Annotated in this window: 23 protein-coding genes, 1 pseudogene and 1 riboswitch; of the genes and pseudogenes, 5 read left to right on the top strand and 19 right to left on the bottom strand. The window is 52.8% G+C overall.

Annotation, left to right across the window (positions count from 1 at the left end):
* The first annotated feature begins 12 nt into the window (after positions 1-12).
* On the top strand, positions 13-1,533 hold the full coding sequence (locus tag NQU17_04150; GenBank protein ID UUM12761.1) for a flavocytochrome c: 1,521 nt from the start codon (positions 13-15) through the stop codon (positions 1,531-1,533).
* A gap of 221 nt (positions 1,534-1,754) precedes the next feature.
* Here the strand turns inward: NQU17_04150 and NQU17_04145 are convergent, their stop codons facing one another.
* The 6 genes from NQU17_04145 to NQU17_04120 form a co-directional block, all read right to left on the bottom strand.
* Positions 1,755-2,366, bottom strand: coding sequence for an RloB family protein (locus tag NQU17_04145; protein ID UUM12760.1), 612 nt, complete (start codon positions 2,364-2,366; stop codon positions 1,755-1,757).
* Positions 2,359-3,630: an ATP-binding protein gene (locus NQU17_04140; protein ID UUM12759.1), complete on the bottom strand. Its 1,272-nt coding sequence runs from the start codon at positions 3,628-3,630 to the stop codon at positions 2,359-2,361. Before NQU17_04140 ends, NQU17_04145 begins: the two co-directional genes overlap by 8 nt.
* 313 nt (positions 3,631-3,943) lie before the next feature.
* Positions 3,944-5,158, bottom strand: coding sequence for an ABC transporter permease (locus tag NQU17_04135; protein UUM12758.1), 1,215 nt, complete (start codon positions 5,156-5,158; stop codon positions 3,944-3,946).
* Entirely contained in the window at positions 5,145-5,837 is a 693-nt protein-coding gene (locus tag NQU17_04130; protein UUM12757.1) for an ABC transporter ATP-binding protein, read from the bottom strand. The genes NQU17_04135 and NQU17_04130 overlap by 14 nt, the downstream gene beginning before the upstream one ends.
* Positions 5,834-7,093 (bottom strand): biotin/lipoyl-binding protein, encoded by a 1,260-nt coding sequence (locus tag NQU17_04125; protein ID UUM12756.1) that lies wholly within the window; start codon positions 7,091-7,093, stop codon positions 5,834-5,836. The genes NQU17_04130 and NQU17_04125 overlap by 4 nt, the downstream gene beginning before the upstream one ends.
* A 285-nt stretch (positions 7,094-7,378) precedes the next feature.
* The gene (locus NQU17_04120; GenBank protein ID UUM12755.1) at positions 7,379-9,529 is read right to left on the bottom strand and encodes a polyribonucleotide nucleotidyltransferase; all 2,151 of its coding nucleotides are present in this window, start codon (positions 9,527-9,529) and stop codon (positions 7,379-7,381) included.
* Between the two features lie 335 nt (positions 9,530-9,864).
* On the opposite strand from NQU17_04120, the gene NQU17_04115 reads away from it, so the two are divergent.
* From NQU17_04115 to NQU17_04100, 4 genes are all read left to right on the top strand, one after another.
* Positions 9,865-9,999, top strand: coding sequence for a hypothetical protein (locus NQU17_04115; protein ID UUM12754.1), 135 nt, complete (start codon positions 9,865-9,867; stop codon positions 9,997-9,999).
* Positions 10,000-10,053: 54 nt separating this feature from the next.
* Positions 10,054-11,397, top strand: coding sequence for an FxLYD domain-containing protein (locus NQU17_04110; GenBank protein ID UUM12753.1), 1,344 nt, complete (start codon positions 10,054-10,056; stop codon positions 11,395-11,397).
* Between the two features lie 60 nt (positions 11,398-11,457).
* Positions 11,458-12,054 carry a hypothetical protein gene (locus tag NQU17_04105; protein UUM12752.1) on the top strand — a complete coding sequence of 199 codons (597 nt, stop codon included), beginning with the start codon at positions 11,458-11,460 and terminating at the stop codon, positions 12,052-12,054.
* A 352-nt stretch (positions 12,055-12,406) separates the two neighbouring features.
* Positions 12,407-13,750, top strand: coding sequence for a polysaccharide deacetylase family protein (locus NQU17_04100; protein ID UUM12751.1), 1,344 nt, complete (start codon positions 12,407-12,409; stop codon positions 13,748-13,750).
* Between the two features lie 243 nt (positions 13,751-13,993).
* Here the strand turns inward: NQU17_04100 and thiW are convergent, their stop codons facing one another.
* The 13 genes and pseudogenes from thiW to NQU17_04035 all read right to left on the bottom strand — a co-directional run bounded on the left by thiW (position 13,994) and on the right by NQU17_04035 (position 25,418).
* Positions 13,994-14,515 carry an energy coupling factor transporter S component ThiW gene (gene thiW / locus NQU17_04095; protein UUM12750.1) on the bottom strand — a complete coding sequence of 174 codons (522 nt, stop codon included), beginning with the start codon at positions 14,513-14,515 and terminating at the stop codon, positions 13,994-13,996.
* Positions 14,516-14,856: 341 nt separating this feature from the next.
* Positions 14,857-15,495, bottom strand: coding sequence for a thiamine phosphate synthase (gene thiE, locus NQU17_04090; GenBank protein ID UUM12749.1), 639 nt, complete (start codon positions 15,493-15,495; stop codon positions 14,857-14,859).
* On the bottom strand, positions 15,482-16,303 hold the full coding sequence (gene thiM, locus NQU17_04085) for a hydroxyethylthiazole kinase (GenBank protein ID UUM12748.1): 822 nt from the start codon (positions 16,301-16,303) through the stop codon (positions 15,482-15,484). Before thiM ends, thiE begins: the two co-directional genes overlap by 14 nt.
* 77 nt (positions 16,304-16,380) lie before the next feature.
* Positions 16,381-16,488: riboswitch (TPP riboswitch) on the bottom strand.
* Between the two features lie 677 nt (positions 16,489-17,165).
* The gene (gene rpsO / locus NQU17_04080) at positions 17,166-17,432 is read right to left on the bottom strand and encodes a 30S ribosomal protein S15 (protein ID UUM12747.1); all 267 of its coding nucleotides are present in this window, start codon (positions 17,430-17,432) and stop codon (positions 17,166-17,168) included.
* A gap of 294 nt (positions 17,433-17,726) precedes the next feature.
* The gene (locus NQU17_04075) at positions 17,727-18,668 is read right to left on the bottom strand and encodes a bifunctional riboflavin kinase/FAD synthetase (protein ID UUM12746.1); all 942 of its coding nucleotides are present in this window, start codon (positions 18,666-18,668) and stop codon (positions 17,727-17,729) included.
* Between the two features lie 9 nt (positions 18,669-18,677).
* Positions 18,678-19,559 carry a tRNA pseudouridine(55) synthase TruB gene (gene truB / locus NQU17_04070; GenBank protein ID UUM12745.1) on the bottom strand — a complete coding sequence of 294 codons (882 nt, stop codon included), beginning with the start codon at positions 19,557-19,559 and terminating at the stop codon, positions 18,678-18,680.
* Positions 19,559-20,515, bottom strand: a complete 957-nt coding sequence (locus NQU17_04065; protein ID UUM12744.1) for a bifunctional oligoribonuclease/PAP phosphatase NrnA — start codon at positions 20,513-20,515, stop codon at positions 19,559-19,561. Before NQU17_04065 ends, truB begins: the two co-directional genes overlap by 1 nt.
* A gap of 166 nt (positions 20,516-20,681) precedes the next feature.
* A pseudogene (gene rbfA, locus NQU17_04060) lies at positions 20,682-21,011 on the bottom strand (30S ribosome-binding factor RbfA).
* Position 21,012: 1 nt separating this feature from the next.
* A complete protein-coding gene (gene infB / locus NQU17_04055; GenBank protein UUM12743.1) occupies positions 21,013-23,178 on the bottom strand; it encodes a translation initiation factor IF-2 in 2,166 nt (721 codons plus the stop codon).
* Positions 23,179-23,193: 15 nt separating this feature from the next.
* Positions 23,194-23,496 (bottom strand): ribosomal L7Ae/L30e/S12e/Gadd45 family protein, encoded by a 303-nt coding sequence (locus NQU17_04050; protein UUM12742.1) that lies wholly within the window; start codon positions 23,494-23,496, stop codon positions 23,194-23,196.
* Entirely contained in the window at positions 23,489-23,755 is a 267-nt protein-coding gene (locus tag NQU17_04045) for a YlxR family protein (GenBank protein ID UUM12741.1), read from the bottom strand. The genes NQU17_04050 and NQU17_04045 overlap by 8 nt, the downstream gene beginning before the upstream one ends.
* A 32-nt stretch (positions 23,756-23,787) precedes the next feature.
* Positions 23,788-24,936, bottom strand: coding sequence for a transcription termination factor NusA (nusA, locus tag NQU17_04040; protein ID UUM12740.1), 1,149 nt, complete (start codon positions 24,934-24,936; stop codon positions 23,788-23,790).
* Positions 24,937-24,956: 20 nt separating this feature from the next.
* Positions 24,957-25,418 (bottom strand): ribosome maturation factor RimP, encoded by a 462-nt coding sequence (locus NQU17_04035; GenBank protein UUM12739.1) that lies wholly within the window; start codon positions 25,416-25,418, stop codon positions 24,957-24,959.
* Between the last annotated feature and the right edge of the window lie 83 nt (positions 25,419-25,501).

The raw sequence follows: 25,501 nt of genomic DNA, 5'->3' as shown, positions 1-25,501 counted from the left end.
GGAGAAATATCAATGAGACCACCAAGAAGAATCTCTTCACTGCTTGTCAGTCTGCTGCTGATCAGCGGCCTGCTGGCCGGATGCACACCGACCACACCGACCACTACTGCCGGATCAACCCAGGCATCCACCACCACTCCCGCTACTCAGCTTCTGGCCACCACAGCGCCTGCCACGCAGCCGCCCGCTACTTCTGCACAAATCAAGACCTTTGACGTCGTAGTAGTTGGAGCCGGAGCAGCCGGACTGGCTGCCGCCATTGAAGCCAAAGCCGCCGGTGCCTCCGTAGCTCTGCTGGAGAAGCAAAGTATGGCAGGCGGCAGCACGATCCTGTCCGGCGGCATCGTCTACGGCACAGGCTCCAAGATTCATCAGAAAGCCGGCGTCAAAGACTCCGTCGATGATCTGGTGGACTATTGGAGTGAACGCGGCCAGGGTAAGAACGACAAGGAATTCCTGCAGTTTGTCGCCGAAAATTCCGGCGGCACCATCGACTGGCTGGTGGAACAGGGCGTCCAGCTGGGAGAGCCCTATCCCACCGGAACCAGCCCCATTGCCCGCGGCGTATCCACCCCCAACCGCGGAGCCGGCATCATCCAGCCACTGGAAGCCAAAGCAAAATCCAGCGGCGTGGAACTCTTCCTGGATACTCCGGCGACGGATCTGATTCAGACGGATGGAAAAATTACCGGAGTCAAGGCAAAAACCAAAACTGGCCAGGAATTGCAGTTTAACGCCAAGGCCGTGGTGCTCACCACCGGCGGATTCGATCACAATCCGGCCCTGATCAAGGAATATGCCAGCCGGGCCGAAGGGGACTTCAGCTTTGCCAGTGCCGGCAACACCGGCGATGGCCTGACCATGGCTAAGAAAGCAGGAGCCGACGTCATCGGCAACGGCAGCGTCATCGGATTCCGTCGAGTGATTGGCGAACCGGCCTACGTGACGGAAATCTGCCTGCTGATGTGGATGCCCTATCTGTATGTGAATAAAGACGGCAAACGCTTCGTCAACGAAACCATTGACTACCCGATTTTCTATGAAGCCCTGATCCAGCAGCCCGATCAGATCAGTTATCTGATCTTTGACGGCAATACCTATGTCGAAACGCTGGACAAGGCCGTTGAAAAAGGCTCCGCCTTCAAGGCTGACACCCTCGAAGATCTGGCGAAAGCTGCCGGCATCGATCCCGCCGGCCTGAAAACCACGGTGGATGCCTATAACAAGATGCTGGCCTCCGGCGAAGACAAAGAATTCGGCAAGGTCGTCAAGGACATGAAACCCATCGACAAACCCGCTTATTATGCCCTGAAAGTCGAACCGACAATTCTCGGCACCATGTCCGGCATTCGGACCAATCTGGACTGCCAGGTTCTGACAGCCGACGGCAAACCCATCCCGGGACTCTATGCCGCCGGTGAAGTCGCCAACGGCAGCTTCTATAACCTGGAATATCCCGCCAGCGGCACCTCCATCCAGATGTCCCTGACCTTCGGCCGCGTAGCCGGCATGATCGCCGCCAAGAATAAGTGATGTCCCTGATGGGATCCCTGGATGAGATCACACCAGGATCTGCACCGGACTGAAGAATACAGAGGCTCAAGTGCCCCCTTAATCTGAGCATTCTGATCGTCCCAGCCATCACAGATAAAGAAGATGACATCGAGCTATCAAGTTCGATGTCATCTTCTTTTCATATGAATAAACCGCTCTGCTTTGTTTCAGTTACTTTCGCACTCGACAGCTTCAGGACACTAGAATTCCGTCCTTTGAAACAACTCCGTGATGACTGCTTTGGCATTTGTATAAGGATTTTGATTCGGATCAGTCATTTTCTCATTCACTGGATTTGACATGGCATATCCTATCCGGTTCTTGAGAATTTTTCCTAATTTGTCTGCATCCGCTTTGTACCTGTCGTAATGGTCCACCAGAAAATGTTTTGATAATCGCTGATTCAAGCGCTTCCGGCTTAGTGGATGATTCGTTTCTTCAAAATGAAGCAGGATCCAATATTCAAAGCATTCATTGGAGAACATCACCTTGTATCCATACCCTTCCGCCAGACGAAATGCCTTGGTTATTTCAGAATCAGTCACATCGTCTTTATCAAAGACCACATACACCGAGGGAACTCCAATTCCTTTGTACCTTCCGTCTCGTTCTAATGTACTTTTTGCATGCTCCACCAGTTTTACAGCCTGTCCTTCCCCCACTTGAATATCGATACCCGCTCCTTCCACCGAAATGTGAGCAGAACGATATTTGCTTCTCAACATGGTAAAATAGTTTTTTTCAGTCTCCCCTTCACAGAAGATTACGATCTTCTTCTTTAACTTTCGGGGGTTCAGCTGTTTCCTACTCATCCACACCCCCGAAAAGCACCTTTGAGATTTCATCCGACTCGATCGTCGGCATCGCACCGAACTGTCCATTGATATATCTTTTGGCAAATTTAATATCGGATCTTGCCACAGACGGGAGATCCTCAAAGTCAAATAGTGAATACACACTGGAGGAACCCTTGAAATCTTTCTCCATCAGATAAATCTGGTCCACCCGAAGATCACAATCCATTAACTCCAGAGTATGACTGCTCATGATCATTTGGTTCTTATTTTCCGGTGAGTTGATGACTTTGACCAATGCTTTGGAAAGTTCCAGGTGAAGCGCAATGTCAAACTCATCCATCAGCATGACCCTGGGATGCTCTTGGCTGATCAGCATGAATCCTATCATAATCAACTTTCGGGTGCCGGAAGACTCGTTTTCGAAAGGGATTTCCGCTGTTCCTGCAACCTCACCACTTTGATGATAACGGTTGTAAAGAATGAACAATTCTTCCATCTCGATACTTTCCCTAAGAAGACTCGATTCGTTCGGAATGAGAAGCTGCATGGCTTTCCTGAAAGTTTCATCCGTGTTGATTTCTCTTGTCCTTACAACCAGATCAACAACATCAATTCCGCAATAATTGAGGAATTTCAACATTTTTTCTTTCATCATCGGGTCGCTGAGCAAGCCAAAACGCTGCTGTTTCGGCAGAACATTATAAAATAATAGCACATCATTGAACCAGCTCATGACATTTGATGAATGAAAATCATTCAGGTCCTGAGCCACGGACAAGAACAACCGATTGGCCCGAGTTCTTTTGGTCATGTCTTTCAGGCTCTCCGGAACATCAAACTGGTTTTGGTCAGAATTTCGTTCAAAATGAACTACTTCCGTTTGATTCTTCCAATACGTTAGTTTCTCAAACAGAATTTGATTCCGGTCATGCTCCAGTTCATAGCAATAGATTACTCCCTTCATTTCAAAGGTGATTCGATAGGATGTCGGATCTTCCGGACAACCAGCGCAAAGGGCATTCGGAACGTAGGGCAGCTCCTCGCTTAAATCCGATGTAGGCGACTTAATCAACCGGAACAATGAATAGATGGCCTGCATGAAATTCGTTTTCCCCGAACCATTCGGTCCAAACAGGATGACATTTTTCAACAGCTTACCCGTTCTGGAAGTCAATGTGTTGGAGGCCGCAAATTTTCTTAACCTTTCTCCTGTTTCCATCGATAGGGTATTCCAGTCTTTGAAGCACTTATAATTTTTAACTGAGAAATCAATCAGCATATTTCCCTCCCTAACCACGTGTTATCGTTTTTATTTCCATTAATAACTTCATAATACTAGACTTTAAGATTTTTAACAACGTGTTTCCGATTTATAATTGATGAACCTATTGTCGTTTGATTTCTGAATCCGGGTGTCGCTTCGCTTTTATGAGGGATGATCCCGATCCACTGCCATGAATGGATCTTCCTGGGATTTCTGCCTCTGACTCAATAAAAACTATGAAGTATAGCAAAACGTTCCGCCTGTGGGATGATTCCCCAGACGGAACGTTTTATTCCATATTCTGTTCATTGTCTTTCTGTGATTCCTCTTATCTCAGGATATCGATCAGATCCTTCTGAGCGGCCGAGTTGGCTGGCATAACCGAGAAGAAGAGGCCGATGGAACTGGAGATGATTACTGTGAGCAGGACCGAGAAGGTATCGACCACAGCAGTAAAGGGCAGGAACTGGGAGGCAATGCGCGAGATCAGAATTCCGACCAGCAGGCCCATGGCTCCCCCGATCAGGGTGATGGTCAGGCCTTCCAGGAGGAACTGGTTGCGGACGGAGGATTTGGTCGCACCCAGCGCGCGCCGGATACCAATTTCCTTGGTTCGTTCGGATACGGAAATATACATCATGTTCATGACGCCGACTCCCGCGATGAGCAGGGAGATTCCGGCGATGGCGGAGATGAAGTAAGTAATCATGGTGAGGATGTTGCCGATGCCTTCCATCATGAGCGCCATATCGAATACCATGTAGGTGCCTTCTGATTTCATGGAGCCGCGCACTTCCAGCGCTTCCATAACCTGATCCGCCACATCCTTGGGCACAAAGCCTTCCCGGATGGTCAGCATCAGATTGTTGCCGGAGTTCTTCGGGGCATAATACTGCTCATAAGTGGTTTTTGGCATGTAGATGTCAAACCGGTTGGCATTCATATTCACCGCAGTTCTGGGCTGTCCTTCATAGACCCCGACGATGCGGTGCAGGATCCCCTGAATCTCCACGCTGCGGCCCAGATAGGATTCCACATCCCCGAACAGATCCTGACCCGTCGCTTTGGAAATCAGCACCACCCGGGATGTGGCGTCCACATCAGCCTGGTTCAGGGTCCGGCCGGTCAGGATCGTCTCTTTTGGGGCATCTGTATTCAGCATCAGCGCGATGCTCTTGTCTTTGAGTTCATTCTTATTGGTCGTGGCATTGATCGAGGTGAAGCCTCGCTCCAGTTCTCCGATCTCGGCCTTCTCCACGCCTTCAATGGCACGGGCCATTTCCAGGTCCGCCATGTCGTAAAACGAGCGGGAGGAATTGGACAGATCCCGGGTTCTGGGCTGGAAGAGAATGTTGATGACCACATCGCTGGATTCGGACTGGGTCAGGTTCTGAACAACAGAATTCTGGAAGCCCTTGCCCAAGGCGATGATGGTGATGACCGAAGCGATGCCGATGATGATGCCCAGCATGGTCAGGATGGTCCGCCGCTTGTTCTTCACCAGTGCCTTCACGGAGGATAGCAGAATCTCAATGAATCTCATGTTGGTGTTCCTCCTCGGAGACAATGCGTCCGTCAAAAATGCGAATGATGCGATTGGCGTAATGAGCCATATTGTCATCATGAGTGACCAGGATAATCGTGACCTGTTCCTTCTGATTGACATCGCGGAACAGATTCATGATTTCAGTGGAGGTATGGAAATCCAGGGCGCCGGTGGGCTCATCCGCAATGATGAACTTGGGCTGGTTGATCAGCGCCCGGGCAATGGCCACGCGCTGCTGCTGGCCGCCGGAGAGCTGTTTGGGCAGCTTGTCCCATTTCTCGGCAATGCCGACTTTTTCCAGGTACTCCATGACGATGGGCCGAGCCTGACGCTTGGACAGTCCCTTGTAGAGCAGCGGCAGTTCAACGTTTTCCAGGACTGTATCCGTCTCAATCAGCGAAAAGTTCTGAAACACGAAGCCTACCATCTCGTTGCGAACCTGGGAGAGCCGGTTGTCGTTGCGGATATCCAGGACCTCTCCCTCATACAGATACTCCCCGGAATATTTGGAATCGATGAAGCCCAGCAGGTTGATCAGCGTTGATTTTCCCGATCCGGAGGGTCCCATGATGGCGACGAACTCTCCGGAGCCGATCTCCAGAGAGAAATCCTTCAGTACATGAAGGGTTTCCTCGCCCATGGTGTAGTATTTATTGATATTATTCAGCTTGATCATTTTGCTTCGACCTGTATCTGCAAGCCTTCCGTCAGGTCTGCGTTGGGATCCACTACGATCACGCTGTTTTTTGCAAGGCCTTCGCTCAGAACCCAGTAGTTGCCCCGCTGCTCCAGCTTGACGGGCTTTCGGGCGACTTTGCCCTCGGTTACCACCCAGAGGAATGACTGATCCTTGTCCTTCACAATGGCACTGGTGGGGACGACGATCTCATTGAGGGCAACTTCCACTTCCACGGAGTATCCGGGCTGGATTCTGCGCTCCGGAATCACGCCAAAGGCGTAGTTGACGCTGCTGTCCACCGCCCCGCTCAGCTTCAGGTTTTCCGGGATCGGGTTGAGTTCCACAATCTTGCCCGGGATCCGCTCATCCGTAGCAATTACGTGAACAAAGACGTCCTGGTTCAGCGCCAGCCGGAAGTAGTCATATTCGGTCACCATGGCATTGATTTTCGTCTGTTCCGACAAAATGTCCACTAAGGATCCCTGAGGATTGGTCTTGTTCTCTTCATGGACCAGAACCACTCCGTCAAAGGATGCGGCTTCGCTGTTGGTCTGGTTGGACTCGGCCCGATCCAGCATGATTTTTGCATCATCCAGTGCAGTCTCTGTCTGCTTGACCGATTTCTCCAGGGCGGTGATCTGGCCGGGCCACGAATCCTTCTTGGCGGTCAGCCGAGAAACATCCTGGGAGTATTCCTGAACTTTTTCGTTCTGCTCGTAGATCGTATCATTGAGATCTTCGATCCGATCCTTGTCCCGATCGGCCTGAGCTTCTTCCAGATCCTTCTGGGCGTTTCTCAGCCGGCTCTTGGCTTTGTCCAGATTGGCCTCCGCTTTGATCAGGCTGGATTTATCAGCAGCCTGATCATCTTTGGCCTCGGCCAGATCAGCTTTGGCTGTCTTCAGTGCGTCCTCGGCCTTGTCCACTGCCCGCTGGGCGTCTTCCAGGCTGTTCTGAGCCATTTCGTTATCATAGGAGAACAATGGATCACCGGCTTTCACCCGCTGTCCGGAGGTCACGAGGAGGTCCTTCACTTCCCCTTTGGATGGGTCGATGAACACGGAGGTGGATTCGGTTACTTCCGCTGTCCCTTTGAGCATCAGGGGTTCCCGCTCGCTCAAGGTATAAGTCCGGTAGGTAATCTTATCCCGGGCGATCGCCGCCTGCTGATTCCAGTAGAAGAATCCGGCTCCTGCCAGAACCACTGCCAGAAGGCCCAGCAGCCATTTGTGTTTCAGTTTGCCTTGTTTCATGTTCGTTGCTCCTTCAATGTCACCCGCTTCATCGGGGTTGTATTTTTTGCTCTGCATTCGAATGAGGATTGTTCCTGTGTCTAATTTACAGGATGTACCCTTAAAGGAAAATTAAAAAAAACGCCAAAACAGGCCGTTTCCCGTGGCTGCCACAGTTTTGCCTGACATTTATGTCACAAAACGGGCACCACAGGGGTGCCCGTCTGTATTGTCAGTTCTGATTCTTTTATCGTAGCCGGAACATTTTATTTCATATTGTGATCAGAATGTCCGCCCAAGTTCGAATTAGGAATGGGCAGGTGCTGCCGCATCCGTTGCTTCGCCCTGTTCTTTCTTGTCGGCATCAAGGATGGCATCCTTGCGCGAGAGGTTGATCCGGCCCTGGGAATCGATCTCAAGCACCTTGACCAGAATCTCGTCGCCTACGCTGACCACGTCTTCCACTTTTTCCACGCGTTTTTTATCCAGCTTGGAGATGTGGACCAGACCTTCCTTGTTCGGGAGGATCTCGACGAAAGCACCAAAGTTCATCAGGCGGGTAACCTTGCCCAGATAGACTTCGCCCGGCTCAACATCGCGGGTAATGCCGTCGATGATGCTGTAGGCCTTGCGTGCCATATCAATATCGGCACCGGCGATGAAGACGGAGCCGTCATCGTTGATATCGATCTTAACCCCGGTGTCGGCGATGATCTTATTGATGACCTTTCCGCCGGATCCGATGACATCGCGGATCTTGTCCGGATTGATCTTCATGGTGAGGATCTTCGGAGCGTACAGAGAAACATCCTTTCTGGATTCGGCGATGGCGCCCTTCATCACATCGAGGATCTTCATCCGGGCAGCCCGGGCATCCGTGATGGCCGTCTTGATGACATATTCGGACAGACCGGCAATCTTAGTGTCAACCTGGATGGAGGTAATTCCCTTTTCGGTTCCGGCTACCTTGAAGTCCATGTCGCCGAAGAAATCTTCAACGCCCTGGATGTCGGTAACTACTTCTTCCCGGGCCAGATCATCCGTGGTGAACAGACCCATGGCAATTCCCGCGCAGGGACGCTTTAGGGGAACACCGGCATCCATCAGAGCCAGAGTGGAAGCACAAACCGCTCCCTGGGAAGTGGAACCATTGCTGGAGAGAACTTCGGAAACCAGCCGGATGGTGTACGGGAATTCTTCCTCGGACGGAATCAGCGGCTCTAAGGCGCGCTCCGCCAGGGCTCCGTGACCAATCTCGCGGCGGCCCGGTCCACGCATGGGACGGGTTTCACCGACAGAATAGCTGGGGAAATTGTAGTGGTGGATGTAGCGCTTGAATTCCTCTTCGGAAATTCCGTCAAGCTTCTGGATTTCACCGATGGATCCTAACGTTGCCACAGTCATGACCTGAGTCTGACCTCTGGAGAACAGACCTGATCCATGGGTACGGGGCAGAATGGCAACATCGGACTTCAGCTCGCGGATCTCATCAAAGGCGCGGCCGTCAACCCGGCGATGCTCATTGATGGCCAGATCCCGGACGAGTTCTTTCTGCATCTGGTAGACTACTTCGGCAATATCGCTCTTCTTGGAGGCGAAGTCATCGCCGAATACTTCCTTGAAGTGCTCCGCGATTTTTTCCTTGGCCAGATCCATTTCAGCGTTGCGCTCGGTCTTGATGGCCTTGGAATAGACCTGACGGATCAGATCACCGGCAAACTCACGCACCTGGCGCTCGGTCTCGGCATCGATCTTGTGCATTTCAACCACTTTCTTTTCCTTGCCATACAGACGGCGGGCCTCTTCCTGCATTTCCAGGATGGGCTGACACTTGTCAAAGCCATAGGCAATCCCGCGGATCATGGTGTCTTCGTCAATTTCCTGGGCTCCGGCCTCGATCATCATGACGCGCTTGTTCGTTGCGACAACGGTCAGATCCAGCGTGGAAACCTCGCGTTCCTTGGACGTCGGGTTGCAGACAAAGTTGCCTTCAATCAGGCCGACTGAAACTGCGGCCACCGGCGTAGTGAACGGAATCGAGGAAATATAAAGGGCAGTGGAAGCGGCGTTGATCGCCAGAATTTCCGGCAGGTTGTCCGGTTCAACGGATACTACCGTGTTGACGACCTGAACGTCATTGCGCAGTCCCTTGGGGAACAAGGGGCGTAGCGGACGGTCCGTCGCACGGCCGGCCAGGATGGCATTTTCCGTGGGACGACCTTCCCGCTTGATAAATCCTCCGGGAATCTTGCCGACAGCATACAGACGTTCTTCATAGTCTACCGACAGCGGGAAGAAATCAATCCCGTCGCGCGGTGATTCACTCATGTTGACATTCGTCAGAATCACCGTTTCGCCATAGCTCATGAACAGCGCGCAATCCGATAAGAATCCGATATTGCCCAGTTCAATGCCCATGGAACGGCCGGCGACTTCAGTCTTTAAAATAGGTTTCATATATTCTCCTTTTCATTCCTGCCTCGCTAAAAGCCCGCTGCATACTTAATTATAGTTCAGGCGCCACCTCTGCCCGATCGGCGGGATGCCGTCTGAATTATAATTAGATACACAACCAGCTCCTCTCGGGCATAGTTTTGATTCTTACATTATATCAAATTCACCCCCGCTTTGTCCCGAATTTTTCACCCTGCAGGCCTGAATCAGAAGATAATTTCAATCCCCAACAGACCACACTCTCTTGTTAGATTCCCATACCGCAATTCATTCAGTATATTACAGTGAACCAATTTCCCCCACATTCTCCGCTTGAGAATCCTATGGTTCCTATCCCTATGGTTCCTATCCCTATGGTTCCTATCCCTATGGTCAAAGATTCTATCAAAGCCGGTGCACTCATCGAAATAATTAAAATAATTGGAGATAAAAAAAATATTGCAAAATCAGTAAATAATCGAAATTTACTCTGAAGCGTCTAAACATTATAGTATAATAATTACAAATTACAGCTTGGGGAGGTATCTATGAAAGAAGTCAGGAAAACGTTCGACTTCAACGCCCACATTGGCAATCTGGAGGGCCCCGTTCAGGTCGTGAACGGCCAGCCTCAGGTGAGTGTCTCATTTACTAATTTGAATTATGGTACCATCACCGGACTCAAACTCAGAGCCAGGGCTTTCAACTCATTCGATGAGCCGATTCAGTTCGGCGGCGGCCGGGAATCCTTCCAGATTCTGCTCCAGGACCTGAACGTTCCGCCGCAGACTCCCTACGTCGGCCGCCCCATCAATCTGCCCCATCCTGATATCCGAAAACTTGTTCTGGGCGAAGAAGCCGTCAGCCTCTCTGACGGCCAGATTCTCCCTTACCAGGGACCCTTTCTTCAGGAGGCCGCCGTTCCGGTTCTCGATCCCGTCAATCCAGCAGATTTGGAACTGTTGAATTACCTCCGGATCCAGCATCCGAAAGCTCATAACCTGCCTCTTGATCTGGGCGACGACTGGCTCTGCAGCTGCTCCCAGCTCAATCCCAAAGCTATGGATCAGTGCATGGCCTGCGGGTCCACCAGGGATCGACAGATGTTTCATTACTCGGAACCTCAGCTAACGCAGGGATTGGAAAAAATGCGGCAGGATCAGGTCCGCAAAGCCAATGAACAGGCAGAAGCAGAGCGACTCGCCTCAGCAAAAGCAAAAAAACGAAACCTTCTGATCGCTGCAACAGTGGTGGCATTTCTCATGGGAGCCTACTTCTTCAATCACTTCCAGGAAATGAAGGGCAGGCAAACTTTTACCACCGTGGAAGAAATGAAAACCTACCTCGAGGGTTTCTGGAGCTATAAGACGGAGTACGGATCTGTAGTCTCCATTGAGTTTACATCCGATGACAAAGCGAAATGGAGCCTCGGAGTTGGTGTGCCCATCGACTACAACGTCACCTATAAACCGAAACAAGGGGAAGTGAAAAGGGGGGCTACCGAACTTGTACTGAAAGACAATCGTCTGATCGAAGGCAAAAATGAATATACCCGAGGCAAGCTCGCCTCCTATGAGCTGACCTCCCCGACTTCCAAGGACAGTGCTTATGAAAGTGCCTATACCGCTTTGAGCATTTACGGCTTCGTGACCCACAACACTGTGTTCACGCAATACCAAGGCACGATTAAAAACAATGGCTCCAAGACGTATTCATTTGTGGAGGTCAAAGCGTCCTTCCAGTCACTCGCCGGGGATGTCCTGGATACCGACTGGACTTACGCTGTGGGCAGCGAGGGACTTGCTCCGGGAGAAACCAAGACCTTCACAATGTCGGTTCCCCTCAATAAACGTATCGACAAGGCTTCCGTTTCTATTCTGGATTATAATTAACCCTCAGAACATAACCAGACGCACTTTCAGCCTAAAAAATCAAACTGAAGGAGAAATATTATGAATTGTACCAAATGCGGCAGCACCATTCCTGAACAAAGCAATTTCTGTCCCACCTGCGGTCATAAAACCACCCCAGGTCAGGCTGAACCTCACGGCACGGTCATACAGGCATCGGATTCCCCCTTGGCCGGCGACGGACCTCTGGTGGTATCAAGCTCTGAGGCTCCCGGACCGATCCAGCCGGTTCAATCATGGTCCGCTGTCCCCTTTAAAAAATATCTTCCGGTGATTGGCGTCGTACTGGCACTGGTCGTTGGCTTTCTCCTCTGGCAGAACCAGGGAAAAGCCGAACTGAAAAAACTCCTGCTCAAAGACTGGAGCCGCATCGAGACAAGCGATACGACTACCTTCCAGCTGGAACTGGACTTCTCCGAGGACGAGATCGAATATAACTTCAATTCCTCTTACGCATTTCTAAATTCCAAGATCGCAACCTACGACTATGATGTAATCGGGAAAGATACCATAAAGGTTACCAGCAGTTCGGTCGAGCGACTCATCAAAATTGAATTCAATGACGACAAAGACATGATGACCATGACACCGGCACTGACCAGCACCGATGACAGTGAAAACTGGTTCTTCCACGATTAGCCCGTATTCTGATCAAATTGATCCGGAGGGATACCGCCCAGGCGCGATCCCTCCGGATCTTATTTTTTGGCTATGTTCTGAAACCCAAACCGAAAGACTGAATCCTGCCGGAAGAATGAATTCTGCCGGAAGACTGAATCCTGCCGGAGTGAATCAGTCACTCCGTTAAAAAAACTTGTCCGGGTTCTTCGCTTTATAAAAGCCGGTGGTGGCAACATCCCTCTCCATTTCAATCCCTCTCCCGATCGAATGATTGCTCAAAAAGCCGCAGCCAGACACTGGTCATCTATTTACTCCAAACTGCATCGATGCTTAAATAGAAACAGGACAGTACGTTCACAGGAGGGAAAAAATGCGCAGATTACGATCCATATTTTTACTATTTCTCATATTCTGTCTGATTTCCTCCTGCGTCGTATCCGACGCCAGTTCGAAAATCCCGGCAAGCTTTCATTCCTCAGACATCGTAAAGAATGTCCCCTATCGCTACAATCTGCGGCTGAATCCGGACAATACGGCCCGATTGCTTCGGGAAACCCGGGAAGCTAAAGGTCAGCGAATTGGCGTCGGAGACAAGGCAGTCATCGCGCTGCGCTTTGATGACTGGCAGAACACGTTCCGAGCCCAGGTCTTCCCTGAATTGAAAAAACGTGAACTTCCCGCTTCCATGGCTCTGATTTCCGAATTTCAGAATATTCACTGGGGAGCACAATGCACCTGGTCTGACATCATACACTGGAATCGAGGCGGTCTGGAAATCTGGTCCCATGGTACAGATCACCGTGACTACAAAGACTTTAACCGACTCGTCGAAAATATAGTGGGATCAAAAAAAGAAATTGAAAGCCATGACATCAAAGTCCAGGGATTTATTCTGCCCGGCGTCACCAAGTATTACAACCAGCGGCCGTACGGACTGCTGGTCCGGCCAGAGGACTACAGTGAAATTCCCGGGCGGCTGATTCAGCAGACCTATGCCCTCAGCGAAGCCTATGCCTGGGGTTCGATCCGCCAGCTGCCCAGCACTCGCTATCACGGAGCCAACCATCTGACCATCAGCGACGGTCGGGTTCAATATGATGAAATCATCCGCTCCATTGACGAAGTGATTCAGGACAAAACCGGACTGGAACTGATGATTCACTGCGGCAATCTCGGGCTTCCCGGGAATCTGAGCCTGGAAGACTTTTTGAAGGTGCTGGATTATCTTCAGGCGAAACGCTCCGACGGTACCCTGGAAATTTTAACCCCCTCCGGTCTGATGTTCGCCGATCACTCCGAGCACCGCCTGCGGCTTCTTGATTTGGATCTGACCCTGCCCTATTCGGCCAAATCGTCCTTTACCCCGGACCGGTTCCAAAATGACGGCAGTCAGCTGGCCGCTTCGCTCCGACTGTCCGGAGACGGCACCTCCCAGCTCAAGCTGGAGATGGATCGCCTGATCCGAAAAAAAGCGGATGGCGAGAGCTATGAAGCCCTGGTTCAGACCGCCGGCTCCACTGGAAAACTCACCTTGAGGATCCATGACGGCCGCGGCAACCTGCTCAGCAAAACAACCACCTCCGACCTGGAGGACAATGGCCAGAAGCGGCTGGTGTTCATCATCCCGCCCGGCTGTGACAAGATCACGCTGACCATCACCGCAGAGAGCGCACAGCCGATGGATCTGCTCTGGACCAAGGTACAGAAAATATAATTGAAAGAGAGACTTCCAATGATAGATTTCAGGCGGATTTCTCCCCTTACTTCATCATTTAGTTTTCGCCAAGAACAAAAAAGCCCTTTCCGGTATCGCAGACGATGCCCGGAAAGGGCTTTTCTGAAGCATATGAACGCGGTCAAAGACACCGCTCAGTCCTCTGTATGCGGTGACTGAATCTTTTGCCAGGCAGTCAACGAGCATTTTTAACTGTAGCAGCATAATAAAACGATCCGGATCTTAATGCCGGGCTTGAAGCCCCAGCTGACGGAGCACTCCGCTTCGGTTCAGGGAGAAAATCAAAGTGCCGGCCAGGAGGGACCCGGCGACCGTGGAAATAAGAAAGGGCAGGATGTAGACCGTTATAGCCAGGTTGGCGGATGATTTGCCCATCAGCAGAACTGCTGTGGGATATGCCAGAAGTCCGCCTAGAATTCCGGTTCCCAGGATCTCCCCCAGAAGCGTCAGCGGCAGACTTTTTGTTTTCTGATAAATCAGGCCACAGACCAGGGCTCCGCACATGCTCCCAGGAAATGCCAGAAGACTGCCCAGGCCCAGCAGATTGCGCAGAAAGCTGGAGGTGAAGGCCACGGCGAAAGCCCCCCAGGGACCCAGCAACAGCGCGCTGAGGATATTGACCATATGCTGGATGGGCGCACACTTGCTGCCAAGAACCGGGAAGGAAATGAGGCTGCCTGAAACGGCTAAGGCACTGAACAGACCAGCCAGCGCTAATTTTTGAACGGATGCGTGTTGTTTCACATTCTGACTCCTTTATGATGAACTTTTCAGAAGGCGGACCTGCGATACCGCCGCCCTTTTTTCGGGCACAGCAAACTCACTGCTGTTCGGTCGAGACTCCCTGGTCTCCTCTCACGCCGGAACACGGCTTCCCATCGCTGTCATTGCACCGCCCTGGGGCGCTCCCCCCCAGCGGCTCCGGACTCTGCCAGAGTTCCTGCCTTCTGAACTCATAAGCCGGCTGCCCGTCCCGGAGTTCATGCACACAATTGTTCCAGATCTGTCTTTTAATCAGCCAGTATGCATCTCCTGTCCTGCATATTAATCCCGGCAAGAGACGACTTGCCCTCTGACTTCCCGGATCATTTCACTATCTGCTCCACCAGGGCCTTCAGCCGCTGTGTGGCCAGGCGGATATCGGGCTGAGCAAAGAGGGCGCTGATGACCGCAACGCCATCAACGCCGCAGCCAGTCAGTTCCATGATGTTGTGTTCCTGAATCCCGCCGATGGCCACGACCGGAATCTCAACCGCCCGGGTGATTCCCGTCAGCGCATCGCGGGTGATCGAATCGGCATCCCGCTTGGACTGCGTCGGAAAGACGGCGCCCACACCCAGATAAGCTGCTCCGGCTGCCTGAGCTTTCAACGCCTGCTCCACAGTTTTGACCGATACTCCAATGATCTTATCCGGTCCCAGGATTCTTCGGGCCGTTTCTGCCTCCAGATCCGACTGACCCACATGGACCCCGTCGGCATCGAGTTCAGCCGCCAGCTCCACATTGTCGTTGATGACAAAGGGCACTTTCCAGGACCGGCACAGATCCCGGATTCGTCCGGCTTCCTCGCGATAGGATGATTCCGCCAGTTCCTTCTCCCGCAGCTGGACAAAGGTCGTTCCGCCCTTGAGCGCTGCTTCCACCTGATCATAGAGTGTCGCACCATTCAGCCAGCTGCGGTCAGTTACCGCGTACAGCAGCAAGTTCGTCTTATCGAAGTTCATAATTTGCTCCTTGTTCCAGGTCTTCCCCGGTCATTTGATCCACCGCATCGATGAGCCGGCTGCGGTAAGTGGCGTTGCCTTCACCGGCCAGCAGTCGCTTGTGCCCGATTTCCCCGGCCAGGCCCATGGTGCATACCGCCGCCGCGCAGGCTTCCAGCAGATGAGCCGGATTCGCCGCCGCAAAAGCAGTCATCAGTCCGGAGAGCATGCAGCCGCTTCCGGTAATCCGGCTCATCCGCGGATGTCCGTTGCGAATGACATAACAGCGCTCTCCGTCGCTGACCAGATCAATGGCTCCGGTGATGACGGCGATGCAGCCCCGCTGTTTCGCGAAATCCCCGGCAAAGTGGATCATCTCCGGCAAATTGTCTTCGGTGATGACATCCCCGGGATCCGCGTCCACTCCGCGGGTTGTCCCTGATCCCTTCGCCAGTGTCTTGATTTCCGAAATGTTCCCCCGAATGATGTCAAAACCAATGGCATCCATCAGATTGATCGCGGTCTGAGTCCGCAGGTCACTGGCCCCAGCCCCCACTGGATCCAGCAGCGTGACATGGGCCAGTTCTTTGGACCGCACACCGGCCGCCAGCATGCCCTCAATGGTCCGGGCATTCAGTGTTCCCAGGTTGATGTTCAGCCCGCTGCAGAGCGCCGTGATCTGCGCTGCCTCCTGCGGCTCATCCGCCATGATCGGACTCGCGCCGGCGGCCAACAGCATATTCGCCACATCATTGACCGTGACATAGTTGGTTATATTATGAATCAGCGGACGAACCGCCCTTACCCGTTCCAGATAGCTTCCGAACATACAATCCCCCAAGACTTCTTAAATTCTTCTCGACAATGCAAAAACGAACAATGCGGACAGGCACGCCCTCGGCCCATTCACATTGTTCGCAAATTGTTCCTACGTTGGCATTACCCACTTCAGGTATAAGGGTCGAAGATCCCATCTTCCTCTCAGCCTGTCTACAAGCTCCCCGTTGAACATTATTCATTTTCAGCTGGAACCCTCAGCACAGCTGCGTTCCAGAACCTATTATACAGGAAGTTCTGCACTCCTGGCAAAACGACAGCTACTCTGAAATGCCCCCGCTTTCCTTCGGATTCCTGATAATACAGAATGATTTTCCTGAGATTATTTCCATAGTCGAATCAACTCCCCTGGTGAATCGACAGTTTCATATTCCTGACTTCGATTTATTCCATGGCTGGATCATTCGAACAGCTTCATAATCCAAACAGCTTCATGATCCAATTACCTTCATGAGCCAAACAGCTACATGATCCAATTACCTTCATGATCCAAACAACTTCATGATCCAGTTACCTTCATGATCCAAACAACTTCATGATCCAGTTACCTTCATGATCCAGTTACCTTCATGAGTCAACTATCTTTTTGATTATAAAATGATACAGGAACATAAGCAAAGGAAGGCTCTCTCTCCATGCATGATACCCTTCATGTTTGATTCATCCTGGAATCGGATGGATCGGTAATGATACGTTTTGCTACACCAGGCTTCACTTCAGACATCAAAGGATCAAGTTGAAGTGGTTCTCCGTGATGAAGGAGATTCCTTCATCAACAGAAGCCGAATCCGGCCTTATCGGGTCTTTGTTCAACATTAAAAAAACTGCCGGTTAAGGCAGTTTCTTTTTTAAAATTACTTTCTGATGTTCAGTTTAGCGATGATGTCGCGGTATCTCTGGATATCTTCCTTCATCAGGTAGTTGAGCAGTCCTCTTCTCTGACCGATCATCATGAACATACCTCTTCTGGAGTGGTGGTCTTTCTTGTGTTCTCTGAGGTGTTCGGTGAGGTCGTTGATCCGTTTGGTCAGGATCGCGATCTGCACTTCCGGTGATCCGGTGTCTCCCTCATGGCGGGCATGAGTTTCAATGATTTCCTGTTTGATTGCCTTGTCTAACATAGTAATTCCTCCTGGGATGTTTAATCGCCCAAATCCGAGAGCCGGGACGGCTTTCCCTTGTCACAGAACTGGGTTCCGTTCTTTATATTAACTGATTTGCTCCATCATTGCAAGAAAAGAGCGCTTCATTTGGTAAGTTTTTTTTGTGATTTCCGATGTTTTTTCGGTTGTTTTGCCGGCTGATTTTCTGATGCCGGCAAAGCAGTCCAGCTTGAGCCTGTCGCCGGTTTATGCTCTGTGACAGGTCGTTTCCCGGATGCCGGCGCTGCCGGTGTCTGGGAAGCCTTTGGATGACTATTTTTCCTGTCTCAGGTTCGCCATATTCCGGGTGGCTGCGTAGTTGTTGTCGCGGCGCAGCTGCTCTTTCAGCTCTTCGATGGATTCGTACTTGACCATCTCGCGCATCCATTCCAGGAAATACAGCTTGACCGGTTCTCCGTAGATGTCGCGGTCGAAATCCAGGATATAGGTCTCAACGGTAACCGGGTTGTCTGCGGAAATCGTCGGGTTGTCGCCCACGGAGGTAATGCCGCGGTAGAGCTTGCCGTCTACTTCAATGTTGGTGTAGTAGACGCCTTCCCGGGGCAGAACGGACTTGGAATCAATGGTCATGTTGGCCGTGGGGAAACCCAGGGCTTTGCCCTTTTTCTTGCCGCCGACAATTACGCCGCGCATCATGAAGGGTTCAACCAGGAGGCGAGCTGCCTCACCGACCTTGCCTTCCAGAATCAGGTTGCGAATCCGAGTGGAGGAAATCAGTCCCTCTTCGTCGGTTTCCGGCTCGATGACAATGAGCTCAAAGTCATACTTCTGCGCCAGTTCCCGCAGGAATTTGACATCGCCCTTGTTCATGTGGCCGTACTTGTAGTTAAAGCCGACAATCAGCCCCTGGGCATTGTACTGATCCAGGAGAAGCTTGATGAAATCTTCCGCGCTGGTCTGCATGTACTCATAGGTAAAGTCAATGAGCGCGACCATATCGATGCCGGCTGTCCGGAAAATGTGCAGCTTCTGCTCATTGTCCATGATCAGACGGGGCATCCTCTCCGGTGCCGCCACCGACAGCGGATGATTGGCAAAGGTATACACCAGGCTCTTGCATCCGTTGAGCAGCGCTTCGTCCACGACCCGGTTGATCAGGGTCATGTGGCCTTTGTGCAGCCCGTCAAAGCTGCCCAGTGCAATATAGGTTTTTTCGGTCAGCTTTTTCGTGTTGTTGTTATCTAAAATAATCATTCTACCACCCTATGCCCGCCAGCTCAGAACCAGTTCTCGGTCCTTGTATTCTGCCAGTCCGATGAGTTCGCCTTCCGTTGATTTGATCCGATACGGCCCTTCTGTCAGGCCGGCGGTTGCGCCGGGATCCTTCAGGCGGACGCCGTTGGTGAGAAGTCGCAGGTATTCCTGCGCCAGCTGGTGTTCCGGATAATGCAATAATGGTTGTTCAACCTGTATTATTCTACCAATTATTCCTTCTCTGTCAAGGGCTTCCAGTTCATCGAGGCGGTGAGCCGCTTCGATGGGGAATCCCCCGGTCAGTGTCCGGCGCAGCGCCGTCATGGTCCCGGGGACGCCCAGTGCCCTGGCCAGATCCCGAACCAGGCTCCGGACATAGGTGCCCTTGGAGGTCACCGCCCGAAAACTGATGCTGGGAAAGGAATAGTCGGTAAGTTCCAGTTCATAGATTGTAACGGGCCGCTTCTCCAGCTCCAGGGTGACCCCTTGCCGGGCCAGATCATACAGCCGGACACCGTCTTTTTTCAATGCGGAATACATGGGCGGTTCCTGCAGAATGTCTCCGGTGAGATCCGCCAGGGCGGCTACCACCTGTTCCCGGCTGATCCGGTGACCGGACAGATCCGCTTCCTCCGTGACCTGCCCGGTGCGGTCGAGAGTATCGGTGCTCTGACCCAGGACCATGGTGGCCAGATATTCCTTTTTGGTGTCCATCAGGTAAGGCGACAGCTTGGTCGCGCTGCCCAGCAGCACCGGCAGAACGCCGGTGGCCATGGGATCCAGCGTTCCGGTGTGGCCGCACTTTTTCTCGCGCAGCAGCCGGCGTACTTTGGCCACCACATCAAAGGAAGTCAGCCCTTCGGCCTTGTCAATGACTAAGATCCCGTCCATCAGTACAGATACGCCTCCAGTTCCCGGAACAGCATTTCCCGCGCCTCCGCCATGGAGGGCGTCATCAGGGTGCAGCCAGCCGCACGGGCATGGCCGCCGCCCTGAAACACCTCGGCGAAGAGACCGGCATCGACTTTCCGCTTGGTCCGGATCGAAACCCGGATCTTGCCTTCATGCTCCTTCAGGATCATGGAGACCTCCGCTTCCTTGGGCGCCAGGCCGTAATTCACAATATCGCCGGTATCCTTGTCCGGCAGGTTCAGCTCCGTGAAGTCCTTGTCCCGCAGGCACATCAGGACCACCCGGCCGTCGAAATGCGATTCCATGGTCGCCAGGGCGCGCTCAATGAGCCGGATCCGGTTCATCGGCCGCTCATCAAACACCTTGCGGGCAATTTCCTGATGGGGGATTCCCACCGCCAGGAGCTTTGCCCCCACTTCCATGGTTCGCGGCGTCGTGCATTCAAACCGGAACGAGCCGGTGTCCGTAGTGATGGCCGTGTACAAGGCGATGGCGATGTCCCGGGTGATGGTTACGTTCATCTGACCGAGCAGATCAAAAATAATCTCTCCCGTGGCCGCCGCCTTCGGATCCACATGATTGTAGTCCCCGAACTGGTCGTTGGACTTGTGGTGATCGATGATCATCATCGGCGTCCGGCCCAGAGTCTTCTGATCGAAGCTTACCCGGTCGAAATTGCCGCAGTCCAGTACCATGACCAGGTCCGTACCGGGGCGGACCAGCGCGTCGGACGCGTTGGTCTCCTCGGTCAGGGGCAGAAAGTCCAGGGAATCGAGCACGACATCCTTGGTCAGGATGTAGGCCTCCCGCCCGATCTGGCGCAGGGCCAGAACCATGGCATGGACCGATCCCAGGGCGTCTCCGTCCGGGAAGGTGTGGCAGGCCACACCGATTTTATTGCTTTGCCGGATGATTTCCGGAAATCGATTCATCATGCTAGAGATCTTCTTCCGGATCCAGATCCTCGTCCGAGTCAGCCCCGGCGGAGTTATCCTCCTCCAGGTCCTCATCGTCCGCCTCAAAGTCCTCATTGTCCGCAGCATCCGTTGCCATCGGCGCCATCGCCGGAGCGGGCGCTGCCTTTTCCGGCAGAACCTCACGCAGGATGCTGTCGATGTGCATGCCGTAGTCAATGCTGGTATCTTCAATCAGCGTCAGCTCCGGCGTATTTCTTAAGTTCATGGTAGCGGACAGCTGACGGCGCATGAAGCCCTTGGCCCGGTTTAAGGCAGCCAGGGTTTCTTTCTCCTCTTCCTTCGTCTTGCCGAAAATCGAAAGGTAGATCTTGGCGTACTTCAGGTCCGAGGTCACATGGACGCCGGTCACCGACACCATGGCGCTGATCCGGGGATCCTTGATCTCGTTCCGGATGATGTCCGCCAGTTCCTTCTTCATTTCTTCATTGATTCGATCCATACGATGTTTTGCCATGTTAGAGTTCCTTCCGCTTGACTTCCTTCATTTCAAAGGCTTCGACAATGTCCCCTTCCTTGAGGTCATTGAACCGCTCTATGGAGAGTCCGCATTCGTAGCCCTGGGCTACTTCCTTGACGTCGTCCTTGAACCGTTTCAGGGAAGCCAGCTGACCTTCGAAAATGATGACGCCGTCCCGGATCAGACGGATCTGGGCATTGCGCACCATTTTGCCTGAAGTGACATAAGCGCCGGCAATGGTTCCGATGGCTGAGATCTTGTAGATCTGACGGCATTCGGCGGTACCAAGGATTACTTCCTTGATGTCCGGCTGGAGCATGCCGATCATCGCCGCCCGCACATCGTCGATGGCGTTGTAGATGACGCGGTAGCTCTTGATTTCGACCTTTTCTTTTTCGGCCAGTGCCTGGGCATTGTTGTCCGGACGGACATTGAAGCCCATAACGATGGCATTGGAAGCAGCCGCCAGGATGATGTCGGTTTCGTTGATGGCACCGGCTCCGCCGTGAATCACGCGAACCTTGACCTCATCGGTGGACAGCTTTTCCAGGGAGCCCCGGAGCGCTTCCACGGAACCCTGCACATCCGCCTTGACGATGATGGGCAGTTCCTTGACTACGCCTTCGGAAATCTGGGAATACAGTTCCTCCAGGCTCATGCGGCCGCTGCTCTGGCTGTGGGCCCGATCCTTCTGGACTCTGGCCTGAGCCATGCCCCGCGCCGTCTTTTCATCCTTGACTTCGCTGAACCGGTCACCGGCCTGCGGAACATCGGACAGACCGAGTACTTCCACCGGAATGGACGGACCGGCGGACTTGATCTTCTTGCCCTTGTCGTCAAACATGGCACGAACCCGGCCGTAGGTATTGCCGACGAGGATGGAATCCCCGACCGACAGCGTTCCGTTCTGAACCAGCAGCGTGGCCACCGGGCCTCTGCCCTTGTCCAGCTCCGCTTCCACCACTGTTCCCTTGGCGCGACGCTTGGGGTCGGCCTTGAGTTCCATGACTTCCGCCGTCAGAACGACCATTTCCAGCAACTTGTCGATGTTCATCCGCTTCTTGGCTGAGACTTCCACCATGATGGTGTCGCCGCCCCAGTCTTCGGAAATCATGCCGAATTCCGTCAGCTCCTGCTTGACCCGGTCCGCGTTGGACTGCGGCTTGTCCATCTTGTTGATGGCAACCACCATGGGGACACCGGCTGCCTTGCAGTGGGAAATGGATTCCCGGGTCTGCGGCATGATGCCGTCATCGCCGGCTACTACCAGGATGACGATATCGGTGATCTGTGAACCGCGGGCCCGCATCTGAGTAAAGGCTTCATGGCCCGGGGTGTCGAGGAAGGTAATCTTCTCACCCTGGACGTTGACCGTATAGGCGCCGATATGCTGCGTAATGCCGCCGGCTTCCTGATCCGTCACATGGGCAGAGCGGATGGCGTCCAGCAGTGAGGTCTTGCCGTGGTCAACATGACCCATGACCGTCACGATGGGCGGACGCTTGACCAGGTTGGCATCGTCAGACACTTCCTCATCGAGGAGTTCATTGCCCAGAACCGGCTTTTCTTCCCGGTCGATCATGACATTGTACTTCTCAGCGACCTTGGAGGCGGTTTCATAATCAACTTCCTGATTGATGGCCGCCATGACGCCGTTCATGATCATGGTCTTGATGACCTCGTTGTAGGGCTTGCCCAGCTTGTCCGCCAGTTCCTTCACCATGATGGTTTCACCCATGGTGATGATGCCGACGGCCTTGTCTTCCATCTGCTGGTCATTCTTGCGGCCGCGCTTCTTCTTCTTGGCCTGGTTGTTGACCTGCTCCGCAATTTCTTCTTCGTAGACTTCGACAATGCTCTTGGCCTTATCCGCCTCGACTTTTGCCTGTGCTTCGGCATTGGCATCGGCCTGGGCCTGTTCCTCTTTGCTCAGGGGCTTTTCGGGAACAGCCTGGGGAACAGCTGCTTCAGCTGACTCAGCCGCTGCCTCGCCTTTCTTGGCCTCGCCGCCCATCAGTTCCTTGATCAGGGCTGCGTCTTCATCTTCTACCACGCTCATGTGGTTTTTTACTACAATGTCAAATTCCTCAGCCAGGATGGCAATCAGTTCTTTGCTGGTAATATTCAGTTCCTTGGCTAATTCATATACTCTGAGTTTGGACATTCTTTCCTCCTTGACCTACATAGCGATCCACAGCTCCTTCAGTTTTTCGGACATCTTCAGATCGGTTACCCCGATCACGGAGATTTCTCCTTTTCCTATGGCGCTGCCCAGTTCGTCCATGGTCGAAGCTTCGATCAGTTCCACGCCGAAATGCGCGGTCATGTCCTGAAACTTCTTCCTGGTTCCGTCACTGGCATCCAGGGCCAGGATCACCAGACGCACACGGCCGTGTTTCACGGCCGCTTCGGTCAGGTTGCCCCCGGCGGTCAGATTCCCTGATTTTCTGGTTAATCCCAGGAAATTCAAAAATCTATTCATGCTCGATGATCTCTCGCATGGACTGGTATATTTCTTCGCTGATATTGGTTTCCAAATTTTTATTTAATCGTTTGGTCTTGAACGCCTTCTCCAGACAAGCGATGTTCTTGTCGATGTAAGCGCCGCGGCCCGGCTTCTTTCCCACCAGGTCCAGGGAGACCTCCCCGTCTTTGTTCTTGACAACCCGAATCAGTTCTTTCTTGGGCTTCATTTCCATGCAGCCCAGACACTGTCTCATTGGTATTTTTTTCGGTTTCATGGAACCTCCTGCTTGAGCACCCATGGCCGGATCTAACTCTCTTCCGAAGGAACTGGTGCCGCTGCGCGCGGTGCGTCCCCCGGATGATACGTCGTCTCGGCATGCTGCTCAAATCCGGCCATGGCCAGCGGATCGCGGCTGGACTTGATGTCAATCTTCCAGCCCGTGAGCTTGGCTGCCAGGCGCACGTTCTGCCCTTCCTTGCCGATGGCCAGGGAGAGCTGGGAGTCATCGACAATGACCCGCGCGGTATTGTCGTTGGAGTTCACCGTCACGGATTCCACCTTGGCCGGAGACAGGGCATTGGCGATATAGCGCGCCGGATCCTTGTCCCATTCCACGATGTCGATCTTCTCGTTGCCCAGCTCGGATACAACCGTCTGGACCCGGGCGCCGCGGTTGCCGACACAGGCTCCGGTGGCGTCCACGTTGGAATCATTAGAGAATACCGCGATCTTTGTCCGGGATCCCGGTTCGCGCGATGTGCTCTTGATCTCCACGATGCCGCTGTAGATCTCGGGTACTTCCCGCTCAAACAGACGCCGCACCAGTCCCGGATGGGTCCGGGAAACGGTGATCAGAGGGCCCTTGGTATTCTGGCGCACTTCCACGATGTACAGGTCAATGCGCTGGTTGAAGTCATAGGACTCCCCGGGAATCTGCTCGCTGGGTCCCAGCACGGCCTCGATCTTGCCCAGGTCCACATAAACGTTGCCCTTATCCTTACGCTGAATGACGCCGGAAATCAGGTCGAATTCCTTCTCCGAGAATTCATTGTAGATAATGGAGCGTTCCGCTTCCTTGATGCGCTGGGTTACGATCTGCTTGGCATTCTGAGCCGCTACCCGCATGAAGTTCTCCGGTGTCACGTCTTCCTCGATGACATCGCCCACTTCGCAGGACGGCTTGATTTTACGGGCATCCGCCACCAGGATCTGAGCGGTCTCATCGGTGATCTCATCGACCACCTGTCGCAGGTTCACAATCCGGATTTCACCGGATTCGCGATTGACGCTGCTCTTGATCTCCTGACTGGAGGTGTCGTTGTAGTTTTTGCGGTAAGCCGCCGTCAGGGCGTCTTCCAGAGCGGTGAAGAGAAGATCCTCATCTATCCCCTTCAGTCTGGATATGTCTTTCATCGCCTGGATGATTTCATCCTTGTTTTTCTTACTCTGCTTCAATTTGTTTTTTTCTATCCTCCTTATACCTCGGGTTCCAGATGGATCAGCCGGACCCCGTTCCAATCAATGCGTTCCTGCTTTCCCTCGACTTCCAGCACCAGCTGGTCCCCTTCCAGGGCAGTCAGGATTCCCAGAAAATTCTTCTTGCCTTTCTCACTGTCCGCCAGGCGGACTCGAACCCGTTCTCCTACCGCTTTCGCCGCATGCTCCAGTGTATAGAGCTGCCGGAACAGACCCGGGGAAGAGACCTCCAGAAAATAAGCGCTTTCAATGGGATCCTTCTCATCAATCAGAACGGAGACGCGCCGTGATACCTTTTCACAGTCATCCAGCGTAATCGGCTCCCCGGACGGATTCTCAATGAAGAAGCGCAGATAGTTCTCGCCCTCTTCCGTTGCGAATTCCAGATGATACAGCCAGTAGCCCAGCTCCCTGATGCTTTGTTCGGTCATTTCCTGAATCACGTTGAGCTTTTCTTCCATGACGACCTCCTTTGATCAATAAAAATTTCCTGTTTCAACAAATAGGAGCGGGTCCCTTGACCCACTCCTAAGTACCTTATTCT

Source organism: Clostridiaceae bacterium HFYG-1003 (assembly GCA_024579835.1).
In the GTDB taxonomy this organism is placed as follows: Bacteria; Bacillota; Clostridia; order Clostridiales; family Clostridiaceae; genus JG1575.
This window is presented reverse-complemented; position numbering and strand designations above follow the sequence as displayed.